The organism is Arthrobacter sp. zg-Y179 (assembly GCF_020907345.1).
Taxonomy (GTDB): Bacteria; Actinomycetota; Actinomycetes; order Actinomycetales; family Micrococcaceae; genus Arthrobacter_B; species Arthrobacter_B jinronghuae.
The window spans coordinates 1-17,489 of record NZ_JAJJOB010000005.1; the positions used below are offsets into that span (position 1 = coordinate 1).

General features: G+C 65.7%; 15 protein-coding genes and 1 tRNA gene. 9 read left to right on the forward strand and 7 right to left on the reverse strand.

The features are described 5' to 3' along the window. Positions 1-101: 101 nt before the first annotated feature. The 3 genes from LOC56_RS03120 to LOC56_RS03130 are packed head-to-tail and all read right to left on the reverse strand — an operon-like array spanning position 102 to position 1,643. Complete coding sequence (locus LOC56_RS03120; RefSeq protein ID WP_229950397.1) at positions 102-1,013, reverse strand: NUDIX hydrolase; 912 nt, start codon at positions 1,011-1,013, stop codon at positions 102-104. Beyond that, positions 1,006-1,488, reverse strand: coding sequence for a RidA family protein (locus LOC56_RS03125; protein WP_229950400.1), 483 nt, complete (start codon positions 1,486-1,488; stop codon positions 1,006-1,008). Before LOC56_RS03125 ends, LOC56_RS03120 begins: the two co-directional genes overlap by 8 nt. Further along, positions 1,485-1,643, reverse strand: a complete 159-nt coding sequence (locus tag LOC56_RS03130; RefSeq protein ID WP_227919175.1) for a DUF4177 domain-containing protein — start codon at positions 1,641-1,643, stop codon at positions 1,485-1,487. Before LOC56_RS03130 ends, LOC56_RS03125 begins: the two co-directional genes overlap by 4 nt. Positions 1,644-1,678: 35 nt before the next feature. Here LOC56_RS03130 and LOC56_RS03135 point away from each other — a divergent pair, with 35 nt between their 5' ends. From LOC56_RS03135 to LOC56_RS03145, 3 genes are all read left to right on the forward strand, one after another. Next, the gene (locus tag LOC56_RS03135) at positions 1,679-4,087 is read left to right on the forward strand and encodes a transglycosylase domain-containing protein (RefSeq protein ID WP_229950402.1); all 2,409 of its coding nucleotides are present in this window, start codon (positions 1,679-1,681) and stop codon (positions 4,085-4,087) included. Continuing rightward, entirely contained in the window at positions 4,087-5,037 is a 951-nt protein-coding gene (locus tag LOC56_RS03140; RefSeq protein WP_442860057.1) for a metallophosphoesterase, read from the forward strand. The genes LOC56_RS03135 and LOC56_RS03140 overlap by 1 nt, the downstream gene beginning before the upstream one ends. 142 nt (positions 5,038-5,179) lie before the next feature. Next, positions 5,180-5,256, forward strand: a tRNA-Pro gene (locus tag LOC56_RS03145). A 63-nt stretch (positions 5,257-5,319) separates the two neighbouring features. On the opposite strand, the gene LOC56_RS03150 is transcribed toward LOC56_RS03145, so the two are convergent. Continuing rightward, positions 5,320-6,225, reverse strand: coding sequence for a phosphoribosylaminoimidazolesuccinocarboxamide synthase (locus LOC56_RS03150; protein ID WP_229950404.1), 906 nt, complete (start codon positions 6,223-6,225; stop codon positions 5,320-5,322). Further along, positions 6,222-7,565: a phosphoribosylamine--glycine ligase gene (purD, locus tag LOC56_RS03155; RefSeq protein WP_229950406.1), complete on the reverse strand. Its 1,344-nt coding sequence runs from the start codon at positions 7,563-7,565 to the stop codon at positions 6,222-6,224. The genes LOC56_RS03150 and purD overlap by 4 nt, the downstream gene beginning before the upstream one ends. Before the next feature lie 306 nt (positions 7,566-7,871). On the opposite strand from purD, the gene LOC56_RS03160 reads away from it, so the two are divergent. The 5 genes from LOC56_RS03160 (at position 7,872) to purM (ending at position 12,373) form a co-directional block, all read left to right on the forward strand. Then, the gene (locus LOC56_RS03160) at positions 7,872-8,876 is read left to right on the forward strand and encodes an asparaginase (protein WP_229950408.1); all 1,005 of its coding nucleotides are present in this window, start codon (positions 7,872-7,874) and stop codon (positions 8,874-8,876) included. A gap of 4 nt (positions 8,877-8,880) precedes the next feature. Then, positions 8,881-9,246 (forward strand): sterol carrier family protein, encoded by a 366-nt coding sequence (locus LOC56_RS03165; RefSeq protein ID WP_229950410.1) that lies wholly within the window; start codon positions 8,881-8,883, stop codon positions 9,244-9,246. Positions 9,247-9,327: 81 nt separating this feature from the next. Next, on the forward strand, positions 9,328-9,648 hold the full coding sequence (locus tag LOC56_RS03170; protein WP_229950411.1) for a hypothetical protein: 321 nt from the start codon (positions 9,328-9,330) through the stop codon (positions 9,646-9,648). A 50-nt stretch (positions 9,649-9,698) separates the two neighbouring features. After that, positions 9,699-11,267 (forward strand): amidophosphoribosyltransferase, encoded by a 1,569-nt coding sequence (purF, locus tag LOC56_RS03175; protein WP_229950413.1) that lies wholly within the window; start codon positions 9,699-9,701, stop codon positions 11,265-11,267. After that, positions 11,264-12,373, forward strand: a complete 1,110-nt coding sequence (gene purM, locus LOC56_RS03180) for a phosphoribosylformylglycinamidine cyclo-ligase (RefSeq protein ID WP_229950417.1) — start codon at positions 11,264-11,266, stop codon at positions 12,371-12,373. The genes purF and purM overlap by 4 nt, the downstream gene beginning before the upstream one ends. 164 nt (positions 12,374-12,537) lie before the next feature. Here the strand turns inward: purM and LOC56_RS03185 are convergent, their stop codons facing one another. Next, positions 12,538-12,771, reverse strand: a complete 234-nt coding sequence (locus tag LOC56_RS03185; protein ID WP_146361664.1) for a DUF3073 domain-containing protein — start codon at positions 12,769-12,771, stop codon at positions 12,538-12,540. Positions 12,772-13,048: 277 nt separating this feature from the next. On the opposite strand from LOC56_RS03185, the gene LOC56_RS03190 reads away from it, so the two are divergent. After that, positions 13,049-14,707 carry a septum formation family protein gene (locus tag LOC56_RS03190; protein ID WP_229950418.1) on the forward strand — a complete coding sequence of 553 codons (1,659 nt, stop codon included), beginning with the start codon at positions 13,049-13,051 and terminating at the stop codon, positions 14,705-14,707. A gap of 80 nt (positions 14,708-14,787) precedes the next feature. Here LOC56_RS03190 and clpB read toward each other — a convergent pair whose 3' ends face one another. Next, positions 14,788-17,412 carry an ATP-dependent chaperone ClpB gene (clpB, locus tag LOC56_RS03195; protein ID WP_229950421.1) on the reverse strand — a complete coding sequence of 875 codons (2,625 nt, stop codon included), beginning with the start codon at positions 17,410-17,412 and terminating at the stop codon, positions 14,788-14,790. Positions 17,413-17,489: the final 77 nt, after the last annotated feature.

The window sequence follows — 17,489 nt, forward strand, 5'->3', positions numbered from 1 at the left end:
GCCACAAAAAACAAACCCGGGGCGCCCCGCGCCGGGGGCCCGCCCCCCGCCGTTATTGGTTCAAACCGTGCACATTTGTGCACCGGCCTACCCGCGGCCGGTCAGCGCCCGTGCTGCGAGGATCCTTCGGCACCGCCGGCTGCACGAACGGCTACGCAGGGCTTCCCGTCAACCTCCACCAGTTCCGGCTGATAAACAGCGGCGGGCCGGCGGCTCGAAAGGTAAGCGATGCAGCCCCGGGCGGACGCCACCTTTTCCAGGGTGATTTCAACGGCGGGAACCACCAGTTCGCCCAGGGTCAGCCCGGAGGTGTCCGGCTGGCCGATTTCGTCACCCAGCGCGGTGCTGTCCCGAGCGGCAATGACTTCCGACGCCGGTTTCCAGTCGGCCCAGACACCTTTACCCTCCAGCAGGGTGGCGTCCTGGCCTACCGGCTGGACCGCAGCAAAGTAACGGGTATCGAAGCGCCGGAGCGCAAAGTCGGCGCTGTGCCAGTTGGACAGCGGGCGCAAAAGGTCCGTGCGCAGACCGAGGCCGCGCTTTCCAAGCAACTCCAGGAAGGATGCCTCCTGGGTGGCAATCGCCGTCCGGGCTGCCATCCATTCCGGGCCGCGGTTGCTTTCCAGCAGCGTGGACTCGTCCGGGCCGGCCAGCAGGATGCCGGTTTCTTCGAACAACTCGCGGATCGCGGCCACGACGTGGCGGCGGGCCAGCCGGGCGTCGTCGGCCCCCATGGACTTCGCCCACAGCGCCGGTGCCGGACCGTACCAGGTGACCTGCGCGTCGTCGTTCTCCTCGATGCTGCCGCCCGGGAAGGCGACCTTGCCCAGAGGCGATTCGCCCCGCCGGTAGGAAAGGTACGTCTGGGTGCCGCGCGGAGAGTCCCGCAGCAGCACCACTGAGGACGCCAGCCGCGGTTTGCGGGGCGTGCGGTCGGGGCGCTCGAACCAGGTCTGGGCCGCCACCCGTTCCGAGGGGGCCACCGGGAACAGCCGGACTGAGGAGTTAGGCAAATTCAACGATCATTTCTACTTCAACGGGCGCGTCCAGGGGCAGGACCGCCACTCCGACGGCGGAACGCGCATGGCTTCCCGCGGAGCCGAAGACATTTCCCAGCAGCTCGGAAGCACCGTTAATGACGGCCGGCTGGCCGGTGAAGGAAGGGTCGGAGGCGACGTACCCCACCACTTTGACCACCCGTACCACGCGGTCAAGGTCACCAATCTGAGCCTTCACGGCGGCCAGGGCGTTGACGGCACAGATGGCCGCGTAGGACGCCGCATCCTCTGCGCCCACTTCCGCACCAACCTTGCCCGTGGCCGGCAGGACCCCGTCCACAAACGGCAGTTGGCCGGATGTGTGGACGAGGTTTCCGCTGATCACGGCCGGAACGTAGACGGCCACCGGAGACGCGACGGCAGGAAGGCTCAGGCCCAGTTCCCGGAGCCTGATCTCAACAGCCGAGACTGCACCGGCAGCGCCGGTCACTGGTTTTTTTCGCGTTTCATGTAGGCAACGGAACCGGTTCCGTTCGGCGCCGAAGCGATCTGCACCAGTTCCCAGCCTTCGTCCCCGTGCATATTTAGGACTTGCCCGGGTGTGTGCAGTGGAAGAGGCGTAATGAAGTATTCCCATTTGGTCATAAGGGAAAGCGTAACGTGCTTGTAGACTGTCTCGCATGGCAGCACGCAAATCACCGTTCTTTGACACGGCGACCACTCTCGGGAAGCTCGTCGCGTTCTTCGGCATCAGTGCTCTTTGCGGAGTCCTGGCGGCCGGTCTCCTGGTTCCGGTAGCCGCAGCAGCAGGCACAGCCGCATCCGGATCCATCCAGTTCTTTGACCAGCTTCCGTCGGAACTCGAACGCGGGGCACTGGCCACGCCGTCAAAGATCTATGCAAACGACGGCTCCCTGATCGCCACCGTGTATGAGGAGAACCGCCAGCCGGTGACCCTCGACCAGGTGTCACCCAATATGGTGGACGCCATGCTGGCCATCGAGGATGACCGGTTCTACGAACACGGCGGGGTGGATCTGCAGGGCATCATGGGCGCCCTGGTGTCCAATGCCACCAGCGACAGCACCCGCGGTGCTTCCACCATCACCCAGCAATACGTAAACAACGTCATCATTGACACCAACATGCAGAACAACGAGGAAGTTGTTTTCAGCGGCGGTAAATCGGTTGGCGACAAGCTTCGCGAAATGAAGCTTGCAATTGCGGTGGAGAAAGAGCTGAGCAAGGACGAAATCCTTGAGGGTTACTTCAATATCGTTCCGTTCAGCGGCACCACGTACGGCGTCCAGGCTGCGGCCCGCTACTTCTTCAACGTTGACGCCAAGGACCTGAACATTGCGCAGTCGGCGCTGCTGGCCGGCGTCGTCAACGGTCCCACGTTCTACAGCCCGGAGCTGAACCCCGAGCGCGCCCTGGAACGCCGGAACCTGGTGCTGCAGGCCATGTTGGATAAGGGCCGCATCAGCCAGGCAGACTTCGACGCTTCTGTTGCCACCGGTTTGGACCTGCAGATCACGCCGGTGTCCAGCAACTGCGTCGGGGCCTCGCAGGCCCCCTACTTCTGTGACTACGTGACGCGCCTTGTGCTCAATGACGAGAACTTCGGTGCAACCGAGGAAGACAGGGACAAGCTGCTCAAGCGCGGCGGCCTGACCATCAAGACCACGCTGAACCCGACGTTCCAGAACGCCGCGCAGACAGCAGTCAACGAAACGGCCAATCCGGACACCACCGACGCTGAAATCGGCCACGCCATGGTCAGCGTTGAACCCGGCACCGGCAAGATCCTGACGATGGCCCAGAACACCCGCTACACCCCCGAACTCGCGGACGGCAACTCCGTCCAGAACTTCAACGTGGACGTTAACCAGGGCGGCGATCCGACCAAGCCCCTTAACGGCCTCGGCGGATTCCAGCCCGGATCCACCTACAAACCGTTCACCGTTGCTGCCTGGTTGGATGCGGGTAAGACCCTGAACACCACCCTGAACGGTTCCAAGCGCACCTACCCCGCGGGACACTCCTGGAACGCCAAGTGCCTTCCCGGCGGCCGCTATGTGGCACTTGAACCGTGGACGCCCATCAACTACGGAGATACGAACTACAAAACCACCACCGTCCTGGACGGTTTGGCCCAGTCCTACAACACCATCACCCTCGCCGAGATCAACCAGCTGGATCTGTGCTCCTTCCAGGAAATGGCCTTTGCTGCAGGAATCCATGACGGCAAGAGCTCGGAAGGCAAAGAGGACATGCTCTCCGTCAACCCGCCGTCCACCTTCGGCGGCGGCGGCGACGCCTCGCCGCTGTCCATGGCCACCGGCTTTGCAACTCTGGCCGCCGAAGGCCTGCAGTGTGACCCCATTGCCCTTGAATCCGTCACCGGTGCCGACGGCACCGAATATCAGGTTCCGAAGCAGTCCTGCGAACAGGTGATGCGCAAAGAGGTTGCCCAGGGCGTCAATATGGCCACCCAGCGGGTGATGACCAACGGTTCCGGTGTGAACCTGCAGGTCGGTGTTCCCACCGCAGGCAAGACCGGCACCAACGACACCCGCTCGCAGACCTGGTTCATGGGCTACAGCACCGGGATGGTCACCGCCTCGTGGATCGGCAACTGGAAAGCCAATAACACCACCATGTCTGACAAGCTGATCGGCGGACGGACCTACCCGGAGATCGACGGTTCCCTGATCGCCGGCCCGTCTTGGAAGAACTACATCCAGCGGATTGCCGGACAGTACGAAGCCAATGCGTTTACCGCTCCCCCGGCCAGCATGATCGGCAACATGGCTCCCCCTCCCCGGGCAACGCCTCCTGCCTCCCCGCCGGCGTCCCCGGCTGCAGATCAGGGTCCCGGCAACGGCGGCGGTGAAGGCGGCGGTAACGGCAATGCCGGCGGTGAAGGCGGCGGCAATGCCGGCGGTGAAGGCGGCGGCAATGCCGGCGGTGAAGGCGGCGGCAATGCCGGCGGTGAAGGCGGCGGCAATGCCGGCGGTGAAGGCGGCGGCAACGGTAACGGCGGCGGCAACGGTAACGGCGGCGGCAACGGCGGCGGTAACGGCTAGTGACTGATTCGACCCTCACATCCGTGGGACGCAAGGCCGCATGGCTGGCCGGCGGCCTCGCCGGCACCGGTGCTGCGGCCTTCGCCTACGGCTCCCTGATAGAACGGAACCTCTTCGGTGTCCGTGAAGAAAACGTCCGGGTCCTTCCGGCGGGAAGCACGCCCCTGCGGGTCCTGCACCTTTCGGACATCCACTTTGTTCCCGGCCAGGAACGGAAAGTCCGCTGGCTGCAGGGCCTGGCTGATCTGGAACCGGACCTGGTAGTCAACACCGGCGACAACCTCAGCCACCCGCAGGCAGTACCAGCCGTGCTCGAAGCGCTGAAACCCGTGATGCGTTTCCCGGGCGTCTTTGTCCCCGGCTCCAACGATTACTACGCCCCGGTACTGAAGAACCCGTTTACGTACTTCACCGGCCCTTCCAAGCATCGGCGCGAGCCGGAGAAACTGCCCTGGGGAAGCCTCTTCGAGTCTTTCCAGGACGCCGGCTGGCAGAACCTCACCAACACCAACAGCGTGATGGACCTGCCCGGCCTGCGCCTGAACTTCTCCGGCGTGGATGACCCGCACCTGGGGCGGGACGAATATCAGGGCTTTGCACCGTCCGGCGTACCCGCATCCACGGGAAACAATGCAGCGCCCGAAGTGAAAATCGGCGTCGCCCACGCTCCCTACCAGCGCGTGCTCAACGAATTCACCGGCGGAGGCGCCGAGATCATCCTTGCGGGGCACACCCACGGCGGACAGGTCTGCATTCCCGGCTACGGCGCCCTGGTCAGCAACTGCGACCTGCCGACCTGGCAGGCCCGCGGCCTGACCTCCTGGGCACATGCGGGACGCCGGGTGCCGCTGAACGTCTCCGCCGGCATCGGCACCTCGCGCTACGCGCCGGTGCGCTTTGCCTGCCGCCCCGAGGCGGTCCTGCTGACCCTGACGGCGCGGGACGCCTAGCTCGAATCGGGGTCCCGGACCTGCCTTCCGCAGGTGCCGCCGGAGACGTTCAAAACGCCCGTTTCGCGGAATCGGGATTTGTCTAGTATCCTTGTAAAGTTGCTTCGCGAGGTCGTCAAACACTTCACCGAAGCAGTGGTTACGGGGTGTGGCGCAGCTTGGTAGCGCGCGTCGTTCGGGACGACGAGGTCGCAGGTTCAAATCCTGTCACCCCGACCAGCAAGGGCCGGTCAGAGAAATCTGACCGGCCCTTTTGTGTTAAGTAGCGCGAGCAAGCCGAGGCTAGACGAACTTCTCCCCCGTCAGCCGTTCATAGGCCTCCACATACCGGGCCCGGGTGCGTTCGACGACGTCGGCCGGGAGAGCAGGGGGCGGCGCAGCGGAGTGCCGGTCCCAGCCCGAGGCCGGCGAGGTGAGCCAGTCCCGCACATACTGCTTATCGAAGGACGGCTGGGCCTGGCCGGGCGCATACAGTGCCGCGTCCCAGAAACGGGACGAATCCGGGGTCAGCACCTCGTCCCCCAGGGTGACCGCACCGGTCAGCGGGTCCTTCCCGAACTCCACTTTGGTATCGGCGAGGATGATCCCGCGTTCCCGTGCCACGGCTTCGGCACGGGTGTAGATCTGCAGCGTCAGTGAACGCAGCTCGTCAGCCGTGCCGGCGCCCACCGTGTCCACCACCGCTTCATAGGTAATGTTCTCGTCATGTTCGCCCTGCTCGGCCTTGGCCGAGGGAGTGAAAACGGCCGGTTCAATCCGCGAACCATCCACCAGCCCGGCAGGCAGCGGCAGCCCGCACACTGTCCGGGATGCCTGGTACTCGGCCAGCCCGGATCCGGTCAGGTAACCGCGGGCAATGCACTCCACCGGGTACATCTCCAGCTTTTTGCAGATCATCGCCCGGCCGGCCACGGCCTCCGGAATGCCCTCCCGGACGGAAATCACATGGTTCGGGATTTCCGCCAACTGGTCAAACCACCACAGACTGAGCTGGGTGAGGATCCGCCCCTTATCCGGAATGGTGCTGGCCAGCACGTGGTCATACGCGCTGATCCGGTCACTGGCCACCACAAGCACCCGGCCGGCGTCGTCCCCGGCTCCCTCTGGCACATACAGATCGCGGACCTTGCCCGAATACACGTGCCGCCAGCCCGGCAGCTGAGGCGCACGGCCCGTACCGTCGCTCACGCCGGGTTCCCTTCGCGGGCCACAGCCGCTTCCGGCGCCGGCTTACCGCCCGCCTGCCCCGAACTGCCTTCCGGAACCCGTACTTCGCCGCGGGCAGCCTTCAAGGCAATATCGGTGCGGTGCTGGGACCCCTCCAGCCGGATCAAATCGACGCCGGCGTAGGCGCGGTCCCTCGCTTCGTCCAAGGTGGACCCCAGCGCGACCACGGAAAGTACCCGCCCGCCGGCGCTGCGCACCTTGTCCTTCTTGAGCTTCGTTCCGGCGTGCAGCACGTGCACACCCTCCAGCTGCGCGGCTTTCTTCAGCCCGCGCACCCGGTCACCGGTCCGCGGCGTGCCCGGATAGTTTTCTGCCGCCACCACCACGGCGACGGCGGGGCGCGGGTCCCATTTGAGCTGCTCCATGGCGTCCAGCTCTCCCTTGGCCGCCGCCATCAGCAGCCCGCCGAGCGGCGTCTTCAACCGGGCCAGCACCGCCTGCGTCTCGGGGTCACCGAAGCGCGCGTTGAATTCGATGACCCGCACCCCGCGCGTCGTCAGGGCAAGCCCGCAGTAAAGCACGCCCACGAAAGGGGTACCGCGGGACGCCATTTCGTCAATGGTCGGCTGCGCGACCCGGCGGACCACATCCTGCACCAGCCCGGCCGGCGCCCAGTCCAGAGGCGAGTAGGCGCCCATGCCGCCGGTGTTGGGGCCGGCGTCGTCGTTGAAAATCCGTTTGAAATCCTGGACGGGAGCCAGCGGCACCACGTGCCGTCCGTCGGAGAGCACGAAGAGGGAGACCTCGGGGCCGTCCAGGAACTCCTCGATCACCACGGTTCCGCCCGCATCGAAGCAGGCTCGGGCGTGCTCCAGTGCTTCGTTCCGGTCCGAGGTCACCACGACGCCCTTGCCCGCGGCCAGCCCGTCATCCTTGACCACGTACGGGGTGCCGAAGGTATCGAGCGCGTCGGCGGCTTCTTCCACGGTGCCGGCCACGCGTGCCATCGCGGTGGGAACGTTGGCGGCCGCCATGACCTGCTTGGCAAAGGCCTTGGAAGCTTCGAGCTGGGCGGCCGCCTGCGACGGGCCGAACACGGCAATCCCTGCCTCCCGCAGTGCGTCGGCAACACCTGCCGCGAGCGGTGCTTCCGGGCCGATGACCACCAGGTCGGAACCGAGGGAGCGGGCCAGGTCCGTGACCGCGGAGGGGTCGGTGGCCTCGACCGGGTGGACCGGGACCATCTGGGCAATGCCTGCGTTCCCGGGTGCCGCGTGGACCTCGCGGACGTAGGGATCGGCCAGGAGCGCTCGGACAAGGGCATGTTCGCGGCCGCCTGGGCCTACTACGAGAACCTTCACAGTAGATCAGGGTACTTGCTGGGATGGACCGCTCGAAAGCACCTGCCCAACATGACGCGGCCCCGGTGATTGCCGCCGCGATGCCCGCTGGCGACGGTTCGAAACCCCGGGGCTACCTATTTGACGCCTGCCCGGTACCTGTAGGCCAGCAACCCTTGCAGGTAGCCGGAGGTGGATCGATAGTGGGACTGCGGACGCCGCAGTGGTAAAGCGCACGCCGGGGAACAGCGGGGGGCAGCGAGATCGACGGCGGTGCCGGGGCCGTCATCGCCGGTTCGCCCCCCGCACCCCTTTAGACTGAAGTACATGAACGCAACTTTCACCGCGTCCGACGCCGTTGAACTGGCCGTGCTGGAGCGCAACGGTTTTATTGAGTCCCGCCACATCGGTTCCGCCGTCGTGATGGCCGCCGACGGCACCGTGGTCACGGAGCTCGGTGACATCACCACGCCGATCTTCCCCCGCTCCACGCTCAAGCCGTTCCAAGCCGTCGCAGCCATGCAGTCCGGGGTGCCCCTGCGGGGACCGCAGGTGGCGCTTGCCGCCGCCAGCCACGTCGGCTCCCGGGAACACACCGACGTCGTCCGCGGCATGCTGGCCGCGGCCGGCGTCACCGAGGGGCACCTGCAGTGCCCCGAGGACTGGCCGCAGGACGCTGAGGCCCGCAATGAACTCATCCGCGAGGGCAAGGGGCCGGAGCGGATCGCTTTCAACTGCTCCGGCAAGCACGCCGCCTTCCTCTGGGCCTGCACCGAGAACAACTGGGACCACGCAACCTATCTGGATCCCCAGCATCCGCTGCAGCGCCGCATCGCCGAGGTGATTGAGGAGTTCACCGGTGAAACCGTGCAGCACTGGGCGGTGGACGGCTGCGGTGCACCGCTGGCCGCTGTTTCGCTGACCGGGCTGGCACGCGGCATCGGCCGGCTGGCTAAGGCGCCGTCCGGCAAGCACGGCAACGCCCGTGCGGCAACGGTAGCCACCGCGATGCTCGACTACCCCTGGGCGGTGCACGGCCACGGCCGCGAGAACTCGGTCGTGATGGAGGACCTGGGGATCATCGCCAAGAACGGCGCCGAGGGTGTCCTGGTGCTGGGCACCGACACCGGCGCTTCCGTGGCCCTGAAGATGCTCGACGGCAATACCCGCGCCGCATCCCTGGTGGGCCTGACGCTGCTGGCTGCCAGCGGCGCCGTCGACCCGCTGGCCGTGGAGAAGGTGCTGGACAAGATCATGCAGCCGGTGCTCGGCGGCGGACAGCCCGTGGGAAGCCTGCGGCTGGGCGCGCCGGTCACGGCGCTGCTGGGCTAGAAGGGTGGCACGGCGCCGGATCTCCGGCGAAGACGGCCGGGCGGCACTGCAGGCAGCAGCTGCCGGGGCAACGGACCGCGGCACCACTGCCATGGCAGTGCGCTATGCCCTGGAAGAACTCGCTGAACGCGCCCCCGGCAACAGCGTTGAGGTCCGGGTTCCGCCGTACGGGGTGACCCAGTGCGTGGCCGGCCCCCGGCACACGCGCGGCACTCCCCCGAACGTCATCGAGACCGACGGCGCCACCTGGCTGGCGCTGGTCACCGGCCGGCAGTCCTGGGCCGACGCCGTTTCCGCTGGGAAGGTCGCGGCCTCGGGGCTGCGCGCCGACCTTTCGGATGTGCTGCCGCTCTTCCGGACCGGGTTGTAGGGTCCCCGGCCCATGTCCGTCCCGTCCGTGCCTGTTCTCCGTCGGCACAGCGGGCGAGTGCCAGGCCGGTAGAATCGGAGCATGGTTTCCGAGCAGCACAGCCCTGAGCGCCGCGAGATTACGGTCCGCCGCGCTCCCCGTTTCGTCCCTTTCCTGGCACTTGGCGTGGTCGCCGGGTTTATTGCTGCCCTCTTTGTCGCCTACGGCGGGGCCGAGAACCCCGGCTTCACCCGTGAGGCCACCCTCGGGTTCTTCACCATCATGTTCGGCCTCCCGGGGCTGCTGTTGGGAGCCTTGACTGCCCTCATCCTGGATTGGATCAGTGTCCGCAAGGCACGCCGGTCCACGGTTGAAAGCGTGGATCCCGCGGAACCGCAAAGCCGGGAGCAGCCGCCGGCGTAACGCTGGCGCATACAGCCCGCGCCGCCGGGTGTCCGTGAGAGAATGCACACATGGCACGTGGAGACGGACAGCTTTCCCATGATCTGATGCCCGGCGAAAAAGGCCCACAGGATGCCTGTGGGGTCTTCGGAGTCTGGGCCCCCGGCGAAGAGGTAGCGAAGCTAACCTATTACGGCCTTTACGCCCTGCAGCACCGCGGACAGGAGTCCGCCGGCATCGCCACCAGCGACGGCAACCGCATCAGCGTGTACAAGGACATGGGACTGGTTTCCCAGGTCTTCGATGAAACCACGCTCAATACCCTCGTAGGGCACATCGCGGTGGGGCACTGCCGGTATTCGACCACCGGGGCCTCCCACTGGGCCAATGCCCAGCCCACCCTCGGCGCCACCGCGAGCGGTACCGTGGCCCTGGCGCACAACGGCAACCTGACCAACTCCGCCGAACTGTACGAACTGATCCTGGAGCGCGAAGGCCGGCCGCGCGCCGGCGAAATCGCCCAGGGCAACACCTCGGACACGGCATTGGTCACCGCACTGCTCAATGGCAGCGACGGACGGTCACTCGAGGACACGGCCATGGAACTGCTGCCGAAACTTCGCGGCGCGTTCTCGTTTGTGTTTATGGATGAGGGCACCCTCTACGCCGCCCGGGACACCTACGGCGTCCGGCCCCTGGTGCTTGGGCGGCTGGAGCGCGGCTGGGTGGTGGCCTCCGAAGGCTCCGCCCTCGCGACGGTGGGAGCCAGTTTCATCCGCGAGATCAAGCCGGGCGAATTCATTGCCATTGACGAATCGGGGGTCCGCAGCCGCACCTTCGGTGAGCCGACGCCGGCCGGCTGCGTGTTCGAGTACGTTTACCTCGCCCGCCCCGATGCCACCATTGCCGGGCGGTCGGTATACGAATCCCGCGTCGAGATGGGCCGCCAGCTGGCACGGGAGAACGCGGTTGAGGCGGACATCGTGATCCCGGTCCCGGAATCCGGCACCCCGGCCGCGGTGGGATACGCCGAGGAATCCGGCATTCCCTTTGCCCATGGGTTCGTCAAGAACTCCTACGTTGGACGCACCTTCATCCAGCCCAGCCAGACCCTTCGCCAGCTCGGAATCAAGCTGAAGCTGAACGCCCTCGAATCCGTAATCCGCGGCAAGCGGGTAGTGGTGGTGGACGATTCGATTGTGCGAGGCAATACACAGCGTGCCATTGTCCGGATGCTGCACGAAGCCGGCGCCCTTGAGGTACACGTGAAGATTTCCTCTCCGCCGGTCAAGTGGCCGTGCTTCTACGGCATCGACTTCGCCTCGCGCGCCGAGCTGATCGCCAACGGCGCTGCCGTGGAGGAAATCCGCGCGTCCATCGGCGCGGACAGCCTGGCGTACATTTCCGAAGACGGCATGATCGACGCAACCCTGCAGCCGAGGGAACGGTTGTGCACGGCCTGCTTCACCGGTGTCTACCCGATCGAGCTGCCCGCCGCGGACCGGCTGGGGAAGAACCTGCTGGAACCCGCGAATCCCGCCAACCCTGCGGAGGACGCCGGCTCCAACGGCTGTGACCCGGGACCGGACAGCGAATACGAGAACCTGCTTACCGACGCCGAAAAGAAAGAAGCCGTATGAACGCCGCTCCCATCACTTACGCGTCCGCAGGAGTGGATGTCGAAGCCGGCGACAAAGCCGTTGAACTGATGAAGGCGGCCGTAAAGGCCACCCACAATCCGTCGGTCCTGGGCGGAGTGGGCGGTTTCGCCGGCCTTTACGACGCCTCCCGGCTGCTCCAATACCGGAAGCCGCTGCTCGCAACGTCCACGGACGGCGTCGGAACCAAGGTCGCCATTGCGCAGGCCATGGATATCCACGACACCATCGGCTTCGACCTCGTGGGCATGGTGGTGGACGACATCGTGGTGGTGGGGGCCGAGCCGCTGTTCATGACCGACTACATTGCCTGCGGCAAGGTGGTGCCGGAGCGCATCGCCGACATAGTCCGCGGCATCGCGGCTGCCTGCGAGGTGGCCGGCACGGCACTGGTGGGCGGGGAAACCGCCGAACACCCGGGGCTGCTGGGTGAGCACGAGTACGACGTCGCGGGCGCTGCCACGGGCGTTGTGGAGGCGGACCGGCTCCTCGGACCGGACCGCGTTCGCCACGGCGACGTAATCATCGGTATGGCGTCTTCGGGTATCCACTCCAACGGCTATTCCCTCGTCCGACGCGTTATCAACCATGCAGGCTGGCAGCTTGAACGCCAGGTTTCCGAGCTGGGACGCACTCTGGGCGAGGAACTGCTCGAACCTACCCGCGTCTACGCCGCTGACTGCCTGGACCTGGCCCGCTACGACGCGGCCGGAGTGCACGGTTTCAGCCACGTGACCGGCGGCGGATTGGCAGCAAACCTGGCGCGTGTGCTGCCGAAGGGGTTGCAGGCCACGGTGGACCGTTCCACCTGGGAACTGCCACCCGTGTTCAAGCTGATCGCCGAACTGGGCAACGTCCCTCAGCCGGACCTCGAACGTACGCTGAACCTCGGCGTCGGCATGGTGGCTATCGTCGACGAGGGAAGCGCGGACGCCGCGCTTGAGCGCCTCGCGGCCCGCGGCGTCCCCGCCTGGGTCATGGGCACCGTCGGCGGGATCGAAACGCCGTCCGGCGCCGATTCCGATTTCGTGCAGGGTGCCAAGGGCGTTGACGGCGGCGCGGTCCGTTTGGTCGGAACCTACGCCTGAGCAGCCCCGCCGGGCAAAGCCAAGGTCCCGCACCGGATGCGCCGGTGCGGGGCCTTAGCTTGGAACTGGAACCTGGATTTGCAGGCTTAACGCCATTCAGCGGACCCACCCTGAGGTGATCCGCTGAAGGAGGCAATTGGCCAACGTCGTTGAGGAAATTACCGCTAGCCTACGCGGCGGTTACCCTCATCATCGTCATCGTCGCCAAATTGATCCGCGTACTTATCTTCGTACGCCGAGTAGTCGGGTTCAGCCGGCTCCTCGGGATATCGACTGGATGGACGACTCGTCGGTCCTGAGAGCTCACGCTGCAGCGCCGAGTAGTCCGTGGCAGGGGTGAAGTACTTCATCTCCCGTGCCTGCTTGGTTGCTTTTGCCTTTTGACGGCCGCGCCCCATGGCGTGACCCCCTTTTTGCGTCGATCCGGAGGTTAGTCGTTCGGGCAGATGAACGAGGGCCCCGGAATATTTGGTCAATTTGTCGTAAGTACAGGTTACATGTTTTCCCGCTGGCTTGTGCCCCCTCCGCCCCGGCAGGGGGTGTTCCCCGGGCATTAGCACAGCGCCTCCGGCACGCCGGTCCCTGCGCCCGCCCTCCGATATTGGCTAAAGTCGGGGGTAGAGACAGTTTTGGGGTGCATCATGCCACCGCCTACAGGGAGGACAGACGTTCACCATGAGCGATCAGAAAAGTACACCGGGAGCGGGTTTTCCGCCACCGGAGAAGGAAAGTACGCCGGGCGCCTTCCCCGATCTGAGCGCGCATTCGGACTCCCCCGCGTGGCTCTCCGAAGATGGAAACCACGACGCCGGCGTCTGGGAACGCAGTTTCGAAGGTGCCGTGAGCGGTGAACCGGCCGGAGTCGAAGAGGCCGACGGTGCAGGCTCAGCAGTGAATGCGCCATCTACGGACGCCGGGACTGAAGGCGACGGTACCGCTGCGTTGGAGCTTCCCCCGGAACCGGTGGTGGTGGCACCCGAGGAACTCAAGCTGGAGGAACCTTCACTGGCCGAACCGACCCTGAGCGATGACGCTGTGGAAGCAGCGGCCCTCGACCAGGTTGCCTCGGAAACCGCTGCAGCCGAGGCCACCGCCGCCGAAGCGGGACGCCTGTCCGGGCTGGAACCCGCTCCTGCCGGGACGGAAGTCCAGGTGGACGCCAACGCCGCCGGCGTCAATGAGTCCGGAGAAACCGGCGAGGCGACCGCTCTTTCCGGTCCAACACCCGAGGACGGCGAGGCAACGGCCTCCGATCCCGATTCGGCTGCCGGCACCGCCTCCGAAGGCAGCGCCGAGACGGACGCCGCGACGGATGATGGCGCCGGGGATGGAGCCGCGACCGACAGCGCAGAAAGCCCTACGGCCGACAGTGCAGAGGCGGTCGACTCCGAGGCCGGCAGCACCGCCACGGAAGGCGGCTCCGAGGCCGATGACGCCGAGGATGAAACGGTGCCGGACAGCCCAGCAGACGCGGATGAGTCCAAGGCCGACAGCGCCGAGGATGAAACCGCTTCAAAGTCAGAGACGCCGGAACCTGTGGAAGAACGTGAACCGGTTGGCGAAGCGGAGCACGAACCGTCCCAAGGGGACGCCGAACCGCACCCCCTGCACGGCATCAATGCAGCGGCTCCAATGACCACCGCGCACCAGGAGCGCACACCCGCCCCGGTTGCTGCGGCAGGCGAACCGGAGCCCGTTACGGCAGCTGTGCCGGCCGGCGATACCCGCAGGTCACGGAGGCTGGCCGAAAGCCGGACAGCAGGGGCCACAGCAGCATTCAAGCAGCCCGGCGCATCCTACGGCACCACGGACCCCGCGACAGGGGCAGGGACGGCGTCAGCCCCCGCCACGGTAAAGGACAGCGGCAAGAGCAAGCGCAACACCCGCCTGATTCTGGTGCTCGGCGGTGTTGTACTCGCCGCCGTGGTCGCCATCCTGCTTTTCGTGTTCGTTTTTAACGGCAAGGCGGAAGGCGTCATCTCCGAGGACGTAAGTCCCCTGGAGCTGGAAGACGGCGCGTGCCTGAAGGATTGGGACGACGTCAATTCCAGCGCCACCGTAGTCACCTGCGAAACGCCGCACAACGCCCAGCTGGTCGCCACCGACAGTTTCACCGAGGACGCTGCTTTCCCCGGCACCAGCGCCTTGGAAGAGCGGGTCAACGATGTCTGCGAGGCTGTGCAGTATGCCGGCGCCGCCGCGGAGTTCCCGGGCCTGAAGCTGGCCAAGTCCATCCCCACGGAGCAGACCTGGGCCTCAGGCGACCGCCGCGTGGACTGCATCGTTTTCGCCCCTGAAGGCCAGGAACTCACCGAGTCCCTGGTGCAGGAGTAAGCGGGTCCAGGAGTAAGCGCAGGCGACAGCAGAAAGGCGCGCGGCGGGCATCAGCCGCCGCGCGCCTTTTACTGTTTGGCCTAGGCGACCGCAGCCACCGTAAGCCCGGGCTCGGCCACCAGCCCGTCGCCGTCCAGCCCGTCTGACGGCCTATCCACCAGGACTGTGTCGCCGTCGCTGATCTTTCCGGCCAGGATCCCGCGGGCCAGCTGGTCGCCGATCTCCCGCTGCACCAGACGGCGTAGCGGCCGTGCACCGTAGGCCGGATCGTAGCCGGTCAGGCCCAGCCATTCCCGAGCCGCATCGGTCACGTCCAGCACCAGACGGCGCTCATGCAGCCGGTTGGCCAGGGCACGCACCTGGATGTCCACGATCCGGGTCAGGTCCTCCAGGCTCAGCGGATCGAACAGGATCACGTCGTCGAGCCGGTTAAGGAACTCCGGCTTGAAGTTCGCGTTGACCATGGACATCACCGATTCGCGCTTCTGCTCCTCGGTCAGGCCCGGATCCACCAGGAACTGGGACCCGAGGTTGGACGTCAGGATCAGGATGACGTTGCGGAAGTCCACTGTCCGGCCCTGGCCGTCGGTCAGCCTGCCGTCGTCGAGCACCTGAAGCAGGATGTCGAAGACATCAGGATGTGCCTTCTCCACTTCGTCCAGCAGGATCACCGAGTAGGGGCGGCGGCGCACAGCTTCAGTCAGCTGGCCGCCCTCTTCATAGCCCACGTATCCGGGAGGCGCACCCACCAGGCGGGACACCGCATGCTTCTCGGAGTACTCACTCATATCGATGCGGACCATGGCCCGCTCGTCGTCGAAGAGGAAGTCCGCCAGGGCCTTCGCCAGTTCGGTCTTGCCGACGCCGGTGGGGCCAAGGAACAGGAAGGAACCGGTTGGCCGGTCCGGGTCGCTGACACCGGCCCGTGAGCGGCGCACGGCGTCGGAGACCGCGGCCACGGCCTTGCTCTGTCCGATCAGACGCGAGCCGATGGCTTCTTCCATGTCCAGCAGTTTCTGGGATTCGCCCTGCAGCATGCGTCCGGAGGGGATGCCCGTCCAGGCGGAGACCACTTCCGCGATGTCGTCCGCAGTGACTTCCTCGGAGACCATCAGTTCCCGGGTTTCTTCGCCGAAGCTGTTCTCCTCGTCCTGCTGAGCTGCCTCCAGTTCCTTCTGCAGGGCAGGTATTTCCCCATACAGGATGCGGGAGGCTTCCGTGAGGTCGCCGTCGCGCTGGAATTTCTCCGCCTCGCTGCGCAGCTCGTCGATCTTTGCCTTGAGGTCGCCGACCCGGTTCAGTCCCGCCTTCTCGGCCTCCCAGCGGGCGTTGAGCGCCGCCAACTGTTCCTTCTTATTGGCCATGTCCTCGCGCAGAACGGCCAGCCGCTCCATCGAGGCCTCGTCCGTTTCATTCGCCAGTGCGAGTTCTTCCATGGTGAGCCGGTCCACTGAACGCCGGAGCTCGTCGATTTCCTCAGGGGCGGAATCGATCTCCATCCGCAGCCGGGATGCGGCCTCATCCACCAGGTCAATGGCCTTATCCGGGAGCTGGCGTCCGGTGATGTAGCGGTTGGACAGCGTGGCGGCGGCAACCAGTGCGGAGTCTGCAATGGCGACCTTGTGGTGGGCCTCGTACCGTTCCTTCAAGCCGCGCAGAATGCCGATGGTGTCCGGAACACTGGGCTCGCCGACATATACCTGCTGGAAGCGGCGCTCCAAGGCCGCATCCTTTTCGATGTTTTCGCGGTATTCGTCCAGGGTGGTGGCACCGATCAGCCGGAGCTCGCCGCGCGCCAGCATCGGCTTGAGCATATTGCCGGCATCCATGGACCCTTCGGCCGCGCCCGCCCCTACTACGGTGTGCAGCTCGTCGATGAAGGTGACGATCTGCCCTTCGGCGCTGGAGATTTCCTCGAGCACTGCCTTGAACCGCTCTTCGAACTCACCGCGGTACTTAGCCCCGGCAACCATCGACCCAAGGTCAAGGGACAGCAGCGTCTTGCCGCTCAGGCTCTCGGGGACGTCTCCTGCCACGATGCGCTGGGCCAGTCCCTCGACGACGGCGGTCTTACCCACGCCCGGCTCACCGATGAGTACCGGGTTGTTCTTGGTGCGGCGGCTGAGCACCTGGATCACGCGCCGGATCTCGGCATCCCGGCCGATCACCGGGTCCAGCTTGCCCGAGCGGGCCATTTCCGTCAGGTCCGTACTGAATTTCTCCAGGGCCTGGAAGGTGTTCTCCGGATCAGCGTTGGTCACTTTGCGGTCTCCTCGTACGGATGGAAGGACGGCGCTGAGTGCGTCGTGCCCGGCGTTGTTATCCCGAAGCGCTTTTCCTGCAGGGCCGTTATCGAGGGACAACCCAAGCAGGAGGTGTTCGGTGGAGACAAAGGCATCCCCAAGCTTCTCGGCTTCCTGCTGCGCAGCATTGATGACTTGGAGCAAGGGCCTGGAAAACTGGGGCTGCGCCACCGAGCTGCCGGAGGAGGACGGCAACTGGTGAATGGCAGTGCTGGCAGCGGCACTGACGGTGTCCACGTTGATTCCTGCAGCCTTCAGGAGAGCGACGGCGACCCCCTGCCGCTGATCCATAAGCGCTTTCAGCAGATGCGCCGGTTCAATCTGCGGATTTCCCGCAGTGTTCGCGTTCATGGCCGCAGCCGAAAGTGCTTCTTGGCTCTTGTTCGTGAATTTCGTGTCCACGGGTGGCTCCTCAAAACCTCAGCGAAGAATGCTTCCGCAATGCTAAACAAAGTTGAGTCTAATCAGCTCAACTTTGG

Coding starts and splice junctions, on each gene's coding strand:
- LOC56_RS03135 (WP_229950402.1), top strand. CDS start 1,679: ATGGCAGCACGCAAATCACCGTTCTTTGACACGGCGACCACTCTCGGG.
- LOC56_RS03190 (WP_229950418.1), top strand. CDS start 13,049: ATGAGCGATCAGAAAAGTACACCGGGAGCGGGTTTTCCGCCACCGGAG.
- purM (WP_229950417.1), top strand. CDS start 11,264: ATGAACGCCGCTCCCATCACTTACGCGTCCGCAGGAGTGGATGTCGAA.
- LOC56_RS03170 (WP_229950411.1), top strand. CDS start 9,328: ATGGTTTCCGAGCAGCACAGCCCTGAGCGCCGCGAGATTACGGTCCGC.
- purF (WP_229950413.1), top strand. CDS start 9,699: ATGGCACGTGGAGACGGACAGCTTTCCCATGATCTGATGCCCGGCGAA.
- LOC56_RS03160 (WP_229950408.1), top strand. CDS start 7,872: ATGAACGCAACTTTCACCGCGTCCGACGCCGTTGAACTGGCCGTGCTG.
- LOC56_RS03130 (WP_227919175.1), bottom strand. CDS start 1,643: ATGACCAAATGGGAATACTTCATTACGCCTCTTCCACTGCACACACCC.
- LOC56_RS03185 (WP_146361664.1), bottom strand. CDS start 12,771: ATGGGGCGCGGCCGTCAAAAGGCAAAAGCAACCAAGCAGGCACGGGAG.